An 8096-nucleotide genomic window follows, 5' to 3' on the forward strand; every position below is an offset into this window, starting at 1 on the left:
GGCAAAACTAACACTTTTGCGTTAAACTCCCTCCATGCTAGCCCAGGTACGCAGCTACACCCTCTTCGGCCTGGACGCTATTCCGGTCACCGTGGAGGTGGATGTTAGCCCCGGGCTTCCCAGCTACGCCCTGGTAGGCCTGCCGGACAAGGCGGTGGAGGAAAGCCGGGAGAGGGTCCGGGCGGCCCTTAAGAACTCCGGCTTCCCCTACCCCCAGGCCCGGGTGGTGGTGAACCTGGCCCCGGCGGAACTGCGCAAGGAGGGGAGCCACTTTGACCTGCCCATCGCCTTGGGGCTTCTGGCCGCCCAGGGGGTGGTGCCTTTGGAAAGCCTCTCGGGCCTGGCGGTGGCGGGGGAGCTGGGCCTGGACGGTGCCTTGCGCCCGGTGCCCGGGGCGGTGAACCTGGCCCTGGGGGCATTGGGAGAGGGGAAAAGGCTCCTCCTTCCCCTGGAAAGCGCCAAGGAGGCCGCCTTGGTGGAGGGGGTGGAGGTCTACGGGGCGGAAAGCCTCCGGCAGGCGGTGGCCTACCTAAGGGGGGAGGAGGACCCCAAGAGGGCGGAGCCCGAGGACCCCGTGGCCGCCTTAGAGGTTTTGGACCTGCGGGACGTGAAGGGCCAGGCCAAGGCCAAAAGGGCCCTGGAGATCGCCGCCGCCGGTTACCACCACCTCCTCATGGTGGGAAGCCCGGGCTCGGGGAAGACCATGCTGGCCAGGCGCCTTCCCTTTCTGCTTCCCCCTTTGAGCCAGGAGGCCGCCCTCGAGGTGAGCCGCATCCACTCCGCCGCCGGGCAGGTCCTCAAGGGCCTGGTGCGCACGCCCCCCTTCCGCGCCCCCCACCACACGGTGAGCTACGCCGGCCTCATCGGGGGCGGGGCCATTCCCAAGCCGGGGGAGGTTTCCCTGGCCCACCGGGGGGTGCTTTTCCTGGATGAGTTCCCCGAGTTTTCCCGGGACGCCTTGGAGGCCCTGCGCCAACCCCTGGAGGACGGGGTGGTGACCGTTTCCCGGGCCAAGGCCAGCCTCACCTTCCCCGCCCGCTTCCTCCTGGTGGCGGCCATGAACCCCTGCCCCTGCGGCTGGTATGGGGATCCGGAAAGGGCCTGCACCTGCACCCCTGCTAGCCGCCAGCGCTACGTGGGAAAGATTTCTGGGCCCCTTTTGGACCGCTTTGACCTGGTGGTGGAGGTGCCCCGCCTGACCCCAGCGGAGCTGGCCCGGGCCCCCGAGGGGGAAAGCACCGAGGCCGTGCGGGAACGGGTCCTAAGGGCCCGGGAGAGGATGCTCTCCCGCCAAGGCCGGCCCAACGGGGAGCTGGCGGGAAGGGCCTTGCGGGAACACGTGCGCTTAAGCCAAGGGGCGGAAGCCCTTCTCCAGGCGGCAGCCAAGCGGTTGCTCCTTTCCGCCAGGAGCTACGACCGCCTCCTCAGGGTGGCCCGCACCATCGCCGACCTGCAAGGATCCCACGGGGTGGAGGAGGGCCATGTGGCCGAGGCCTTGGCCTACCGCAAAACCCTTTAACCCGCCTGGCGGGCCAGCCAAGGGATCAGGGCCTCCGCCGCCTGGAGACTGGTGGCCAAGGGCACCCCGTGCACGTTGCACACCCGCATGAGGGCCTGGACGTCAGGCTCGTGGGGCTTGGGGGTGAGGGGGTCTTGGAAGAAAAGCACGCATAGCACCTTTCCCTCTGCCACCTTCGCCCCGATCTGCATGTCCCCTCCCAAAGGGCCGGAAAGCACCCTTTTCACCCTTAGCCCGGTGGCCTCCCTTATGCGCCTTCCCGTGGTGCCCGTAGCCAGGAGGGGAAAGCGGGCGAGGAGCTCCCGGTGCCTTTGGCAGAAGGCCACCATATCGTCCTTTTGGGCATCATGAGCGATGAGGGCCAAGGCCTTCATGGGGCCATTGTATGCTTCAAACCATGGAAGCCCTCACCTTCAAGGAGGCGCAACGGCAGGTGGACGCCTGGATTGGGCAGTTTCAGGAGGGCTACTTCCCTCCCCTTCTCATGCTGGCCCGCCTAGTGGAGGAGCTTGGGGAAGTGGCCCGGGTTCTGGCCCACCGCCACGGGAAAAAGCCCAAGCCGGGGGAGGAGGAAGGGGATCTGGCCATGGAGCTCGCCGACCTCCTCTTCGTCCTCATCTCCCTGGCCAACCGGGAAGGGATTGACCTGGAGGAAGCCTTCCTCAAGGCCATGGCCAAGTATCGGGAGCGGGACCAAACCCGCTGGACGCAAAAGGGAGGCTAGGGTGGCCCGTCCCTACCTGGAAGCCCACGGTTTGTACAAGCGCTTTGGGGCCCTCGAGGCGGTCAAAAACGTCCACCTCACCCTGCACCCTGGCGAGATCCTGGCGTTCTTGGGTAAAAACGGCGCTGGCAAGAGCACCACGGTGAAGATGCTTTCGGGCCTCCTCCTCCCCGACCGGGGCGAGGTGCACCTGTTGGGGAAAAATCCCTTTCGGGAGCCTTTGGCTTTGAAGCACCTGGGGGCGGTCTTGGAAGGCAACCGCAACACCTACTGGCGGCTTACCCCCCTGGAAAATCTGGTCTACTTCGGAGTGGCCCGAGGCCTGCGGCTTGCCGCAGCCAGGAAACGGGCCTGGGAGCTTCTGGAGGAGTACGCCCTTCTGGGGAAAGCCCACACCGAGGTGCGTCACCTCTCCCGGGGAATGCAGCAGAAGCTGGCCCTCTTGCAGGCCTTGATCCACGACCCCGAGGTGCTTCTGCTGGACGAACCCACCCTGGGTTTGGATGTGGAAACCGCCTTGCTGATGCGGGACAAGATCCGCACCCTAGCCCAAGCAGGCAAGGCCATTCTCCTCACCACCCACCAGATGGAGGTGGCTGAAGCCTTGGCGGACCGGGTGGCCATCATCCACCAAGGGGAAGTGGTGGTAGAAGAAACCAAGGAGGGCCTCCTGGCCCGCTTCGCCGGCGAGCACTACGTGTTGGAGCTGGAGGAAAAGCCGCCCCTCGAGGTCATAAAGCAGTTACGTGCCCTGGGGGTGGAAGGAGAGGGTCCCTTTTTCTTCCGCGGCAATGCGCAGGCCCTTTGGCAAGTCCTGGAGGCTGTGAAGCCCCTGCCCCTAAAGAAGGTGGCCAAAGGGGAAACGGACCTTTTGGAAATATTTTTAAAGGTGGTGGGCCATGCTTGACCTTTTCCTGGCGGAGTTTGGGCGAAACCTCCTAGCCCTGCGCCGCTATCCCCTGGAGCTCCTGGGGGCGGTGGTTACCTTAAGCGTCATTTTCTACCTTCTCTTCCTGGGAGCCCGCTTTCTAGCCGGGCCGGGAGCAGAGTTCGGGGGCCGGTTGGAGGCGGTCCTGGTGGGATACCTGCTTTGGACCTTCGCCCTGTTTGCCTATACCAGCCTTTCCTTTGGCCTCATGGAGGAGGCGCAAACAGGGACCTTGGAGCAGGTCTTCCTTTCCCCCTACGGGCCGATTCCTCTCTTTTTGGTGCGGAACCTTTCCGGGCTCCTCACCCAGGGGCTTTTGGTTTTTCTCATCGCCATGGTGCTCACCACCCTCACTGGGGCTCGGCTTTCCTTCCATCCCGGAGTGGCCCTCCCCTTTTTGGCCGTCCTATTGGGGGGGTATGGTTTGGGCTTCGCCATGGGAAGCCTGGCCCTCCTTTACAAACGCATCGGCCAACTTCTGGGCCTTTCTCAGTTCCTCTTGCTCTTTCTCTTGCAGGCCCCAGGCACGGGGCCCTTTCTCCTCTTACCCATGGCCCCAGGAGCCTCCTTGGCCCGGGGCATGCTGGCTCAAGGCGCCCCCTTGGACCTTTGGGGCCTTCTTGTAGCCTTTTTGAACGCCTTCCTCTACTTGGGCTTGGGCCTTTTCCTCTTTGGACGGGCGGTGCATCGGGCCAAGAAACAGGGGCTTTTGCATGGCTACTAGGCTCGCCCTTTTGGCCCTAGGGCCTACCCTGGCCTTGGGCCTCGGGCGATTCGCCTACGCCTTGGTTCTTCCCCTCATGCAAAACGCCTGGGAACTTTCCTACACCCAATCGGGGATCCTGGGAAGTGCCAACACCCTCGGCTATCTGGTGGGCGCCTTGCTGAGCCACCGCCTCCTGGGCCGGGTGGGCTACCGAAAAGGGTTCCTTTTAGCCGTCCTCCTGCAAGGCCCCATCCTGGCCTTCACAGGCATAGGAAGCCTTCCCCTGGCGTTGGGCCTGCGGTTTCTCCAAGGCCTCCTGGGCGCCTTTGTCTTCGTGGGAGGAGCGGCCCTCCTCATGGCCCTGGGGGGATCTGGACGGATGCTGGGGGTTTACTACGGGGGCGTGGGCCTGGGGGTTCTCCTGGCCCCTTGGCTCCTTTGGGGGGTCACCGAGCCCATGGACGCCTGGGCTCGGCTAGGGCTTTTCAGCCTTCTTCTGGGCCTGCCCATCCTCCTGACCCGGCCCCTATTGCAGGAACCCCCACCTCCTACCCAAGGCGAGGGAAGCCTAAGGCCTATCCTTCCCCTTCTTTGGGCCTATGGGCTTTACGGGGCAGGGTACATCGGGTACATGACCTTCGTGGCTGCAGCCGTGGGAAGTTCCCTTGCCCTCTTCAGCTTCCTGGGCCTTGGGGCCCTTTTAACCGGGCCCGTCTGGGGCCCTTGGGTGGAGCGGGTAGGGGGAAAAAGGGGACTTTTTCACGTGCTCTTGGTGCTCTTCTTGGGAAGCCTCCCTCCCCTTGCCCTGCACCTACCCGCCCTAAGCGCCTTCCTCTTCGGCCTTTCCTTCCTGGGGGTGATCACCGCTCTGACCCAGGCTTTCCGCGCCCTTCTTCCCCCTTCCGCCTGGCCCCGGGCCATGGGTCTTTCCACGGCAGCCTTCGCCCTGGGGCAAGCGGTGGGACCCTCTGTGGCTGGGTTTTTCGCCGAGATGGCCGGCCGAGGTGAGGGAGCGCTTTGGACCGCCACCGCCCTTCTCTTCCTGGCGCTTCTGCCCGTAGGCTTCCGCCTTCAAAGGCCGTAAAGGGTCCGGTACTTGGCCTCCAGGTAGGCCAGGAAGGGCCCTGCGCTGGGAGGTGCACCGGTCACCCGCTCCACCAGGGCCTTGGGCCGAAAGCGGCTTCCCTCGGCGTGGATCCTCCTCCGGGTCCAGTCCAAGAAGGGCCGGAAGTCCCCTCGGCGGAACTGGGCCTCGAGGTCCCCAAGCTCCTCCTGGGCCTTCTGGAAGAACTGGGCGGCGTAGAGGTTACCCAGGGTGTAGGTGGGGAAATAGCCGAAAAGCCCCCCGGACCAGTGCACGTCCTGCATCACCCCGTCCTTGTAGTCCTTGGGGGCCACCCCCAGGTACGCCCGGTACCGCTCCGCCCAGGCCCCGGGGAGGTCCTCCAAGCCCAGCTCCCCCCGGAAGAGGGAAAGCTCCAGCTCCAGCCGTACCAGGATGTGCAGGTTATAGGTGACCTCGTCCGCCTCCACCCGGATGAGGGAAGGCTCCACGGCGTTGATGGCCCGGTGAAAGTCCTCCAGGGCCACGTCCTTGAGGCTTGGGAAAACCTCCTGGGCCCGGGGGAAGAACCGCTCCCAAAAGCCCAAGGACCGGCCCACCAGGTTCTCCCAGGTGCGGCTTTGCGACTCGTGAACCCCTAGGGAAACCGCCTCCCCCCTTGGGGTCCCCCAGTGCTCCTTGGGCAGGCCCTGCTCGTAGAGGGCGTGGCCCATCTCGTGCAGGGTGCCGAAGATGCCGGCGTTGAAGAAGTCCTCGTAGTACCGGGTGGTGATGCGCACATCCCCGGGGCCGATGGAGATCTCAAAGGGATGGGCGGTGGGGTCCAGACGGCCCGCCTCCAGGTCGTAGCCGCAAGCGGCCAGGAGCTCGAGGGCAAAGGCCCTCTGGGCCTCCTTGGGATAGTGCCGGTGAAGGAGGCCCGTGTCGGGCCTCCTTCCACTTCCCAAAATGCGGTCCAAAAGCCCCTGAAGCCCCGCCCTAAGCCCAGCAAAAAGCCCCTCCAACTCCCGGGCCCGCATCCCCGGCTCAAACCCGTCTAAAAGGGCATCGTAGACCTCCCCATAGGGCGGGTCCCCGGGGGCTACGGGAAGGCTATGGAGGATCTCCGCCTTCTCCTTGGTGAGGGCAAACACCCGGCGCAAATAGGGTAAAAACCCCTGCCAGTCGTTCCTGGGCCGGGCCTCCTCCCAGTAGCTTTCCGCCTCGCTTTGCGCCAGGGCCAGCTCCACCGCAAGCCGCTCGGGAATGGCCCGGGCGCGCTCGTAGGCCTGCCGCCACTCCCTTACGTTCACCGCGGCATCGGAATGGGGGTCCTGCACCAGGGGAGAACCCTCCACCAGGGAAAGCCAGTCCCCGATCCTGGGATCGGTAGCCCGCTGGTGGAGGAGCCGGGCCAAGGCCGCCATCTGCCTGGCCCGGTGTTCATGCCCCTTCTTGGGGATCATGGTGCGCTGGTCCCAAGCCGCCAAGGCCCCCAGGGAGGCCAGGTAGGCGGTTTCCCTTTGGAACTCCAAAAGCTCCCGATAAGCGCTTTCCGGCGTCACGGGAGCATCATACCCCTGGCCTTGTTAAAGCCCCATGAAACCCACCTGGTTCAAGCCAGCTCCTTCGGGGCTGACCTCGGCCTCCCATGCAAACAGAAGACCCTACTTATCCCTGACATTTATTTGTTACCATATGCTTATGAGACTGGCACTGACCCTAGCCCTAGGTCTTCTCACAGTAGGCCTTTTCAGTCTAGGAGGCCCCTGGTCCCTGCTCGGGGTGGTCCTGTTCTTCCTCGTCGCCCTTCTCTTTGAGGAGGAAAGCCCCTCCAACTCGCCGCCAAAGCCCTCAGGACAAGCTTAAAATGCCACCATGTGGCCTGCCTTTGCCTTCATCCTTGGCCTGGTGGTGGGCTCTTTTCTGAACGTGGTCATCCACCGCTTGCCCAAAGGGGAGTCCATCGTCTTCCCACCCTCCCGTTGCCCCGCCTGCGGGCACCGCCTGGCCCCCAAGGACCTGGTCCCCGTGCTCTCCTACCTGGCCCTTAGGGGGCGGTGCCGCTACTGCGCCCATCCCATAAGCCCCCGCTACCCCTTGGTGGAGGCCCTCACGGGCCTCCTCTTTGCCCTGGCCGCCTTCTTCTTCCCCCCCTCGCCCCAAGCCTTCCTGACCTTCGCCTTCCTGGCCCTTCTGGTGGCCCTTTCCTTCATAGACCTGGACACCTATGAGCTTCCCGATAGCCTCACCTACGGCCTCCTTTTCCTGGGGCTCCTTTCTGCCTATCTCCTCTCCTTTCCCCGGCCCTTTTCCCAAGCCCTGGATGGAAGCCTCCTGGCCGCCGGAGGGTTGGGGTTGGTGGCGGGGTACGGGGCCTTTTTCCTGAGGCGTTTCCGGGAGGGAAGGGCCGAGGTCCCCGTGGGGCCCCACCAGGTGCACATGGCCGCCCTTTTTGGCGCCCTCTTGGGCCCTGGGGTAGGGATGGCCCTGGCCTTCCTCACCTGGGCCCTTTCGGGGCGCACGGGAAGGCCCGTGGTGCTTCCCGACCGGATCACCCTTCCCCTTCTACCCCTGGCCTGGATCCTAGCCCCTTACCTGGGGGCCGACCTTCTTAGCACCTTGAAAGGCTCCCTGTTGAGCGCGGGAGGACTGGCGCTGGCCGGGGGGCTTTACTGGGCCCTTAGACCCCAAGAGGGAGGAGGGGAAGAGGAGGAACCCGTGGCCATGGGCTATGGGGATGTGAAGCTCCTGGGGGCCCTTGGGGCCTGGCTTGGGCCCTATAGCCTCCTCGCCCTTTTCCTGGGGGTGCTGGCCGGGGCCTTCGTTGGCCTAGCCTTCCGGCAGCGGAAGGTCCCCTTTGGCCCCTACCTAGCCTTAGGGGGGGTGGTGGCCTTCTTCTTTGGGGAGGCCTTGTGGCGGGCCTATCTGGCCTGGCTCGGGTTATAATCCAGCCTGAAACTCCCCGACCTAGCTCATTAGACACCATCCATCTTCTTGGGCTTTGCGGAAAACGGTTGAACCTTGTAGCAGGAAACCACATACCACTTTTGCATACCCCTCCTTCAGGATGTTCTCTTTGCGCTAACATATAATGAGATTCCACATGGAACCCCAAACGGGAAGGTGGGCATATGAACAAGAAGGGTTTGGTACCATTAGCCTCGCTAATGGCTC

Annotated in this window: 8 protein-coding genes; 6 read left to right on the forward strand and 2 right to left on the reverse strand. The window is 64.4% G+C overall.

Translation table 11 applies throughout. From position 1 onward, the window contains the following. The first annotated feature begins 34 nt into the window (after window positions 1-34). Window positions 35-1519, forward strand: coding sequence for a YifB family Mg chelatase-like AAA ATPase (locus Q0693_RS07480; RefSeq protein ID WP_298630414.1), 1485 nt, complete (start codon window positions 35-37; stop codon window positions 1517-1519). Here Q0693_RS07480 and mgsA read toward each other — a convergent pair. Next, the gene (gene mgsA / locus Q0693_RS07485) at window positions 1516-1893 is read right to left on the reverse strand and encodes a methylglyoxal synthase (RefSeq protein WP_243031541.1); all 378 of its coding nucleotides are present in this window, start codon (window positions 1891-1893) and stop codon (window positions 1516-1518) included. The two genes, Q0693_RS07480 and mgsA, sit on opposite strands and share 4 nt — an antisense overlap. Window positions 1894-1904: 11 nt before the next feature. Between mgsA and Q0693_RS07490 the strand changes: the two genes are divergently transcribed. Genes Q0693_RS07490 through Q0693_RS07505 form a run of 4 tightly spaced genes read left to right on the forward strand, consistent with a single transcriptional unit; the run spans window position 1905 to window position 4961 of the window. Beyond that, window positions 1905-2243, forward strand: a complete 339-nt coding sequence (locus Q0693_RS07490) for a nucleotide pyrophosphohydrolase (RefSeq protein WP_298630416.1) — start codon at window positions 1905-1907, stop codon at window positions 2241-2243. A 1-nt stretch (window position 2244) separates the two neighbouring features. Continuing rightward, window positions 2245-3150: an ABC transporter ATP-binding protein gene (locus Q0693_RS07495; protein ID WP_243031543.1), complete on the forward strand. Its 906-nt coding sequence runs from the start codon at window positions 2245-2247 to the stop codon at window positions 3148-3150. Continuing rightward, window positions 3143-3895 (forward strand): ABC transporter permease, encoded by a 753-nt coding sequence (locus Q0693_RS07500; RefSeq protein WP_298630419.1) that lies wholly within the window; start codon window positions 3143-3145, stop codon window positions 3893-3895. The genes Q0693_RS07495 and Q0693_RS07500 overlap by 8 nt, the downstream gene beginning before the upstream one ends. Beyond that, entirely contained in the window at window positions 3885-4961 is a 1077-nt protein-coding gene (locus Q0693_RS07505; RefSeq protein WP_298630421.1) for a YbfB/YjiJ family MFS transporter, read from the forward strand. Before Q0693_RS07500 ends, Q0693_RS07505 begins: the two co-directional genes overlap by 11 nt. Here Q0693_RS07505 and Q0693_RS07510 read toward each other — a convergent pair. After that, complete coding sequence (locus Q0693_RS07510; RefSeq protein WP_298630424.1) at window positions 4949-6484, reverse strand: carboxypeptidase M32; 1536 nt, start codon at window positions 6482-6484, stop codon at window positions 4949-4951. The genes Q0693_RS07505 and Q0693_RS07510 overlap by 13 nt on opposite strands. A gap of 313 nt (window positions 6485-6797) precedes the next feature. On the opposite strand from Q0693_RS07510, the gene Q0693_RS07515 reads away from it, so the two are divergent. Then, window positions 6798-7868 (forward strand): A24 family peptidase, encoded by a 1071-nt coding sequence (locus Q0693_RS07515; protein WP_298630426.1) that lies wholly within the window; start codon window positions 6798-6800, stop codon window positions 7866-7868. The last annotated feature ends 228 nt before the right edge of the window (window positions 7869-8096 follow it).

The sequence above is a fragment of the uncultured Thermus sp. genome (assembly GCF_938010445.1).
Taxonomy (GTDB): domain Bacteria; phylum Deinococcota; class Deinococci; order Deinococcales; family Thermaceae; genus Thermus; species Thermus altitudinis.

Excerpts from the sequence above, each read along its gene's own strand:
- Q0693_RS07490 (WP_298630416.1), top strand. The coding sequence starts at position 1,905 with ATGCTTCAAACCATGGAAGCCCTCACCTTCAAGGAGGCGCAACGGCAG.
- Q0693_RS07480 (WP_298630414.1), top strand. The coding sequence starts at position 35 with ATGCTAGCCCAGGTACGCAGCTACACCCTCTTCGGCCTGGACGCTATT.
- Q0693_RS07505 (WP_298630421.1), top strand. The coding sequence starts at position 3,885 with ATGGCTACTAGGCTCGCCCTTTTGGCCCTAGGGCCTACCCTGGCCTTG.
- Q0693_RS07515 (WP_298630426.1), top strand. The coding sequence starts at position 6,798 with ATGTGGCCTGCCTTTGCCTTCATCCTTGGCCTGGTGGTGGGCTCTTTT.
- Q0693_RS07500 (WP_298630419.1), top strand. The coding sequence starts at position 3,143 with ATGCTTGACCTTTTCCTGGCGGAGTTTGGGCGAAACCTCCTAGCCCTG.
- mgsA (WP_243031541.1), bottom strand. The coding sequence starts at position 1,893 with ATGAAGGCCTTGGCCCTCATCGCTCATGATGCCCAAAAGGACGATATG.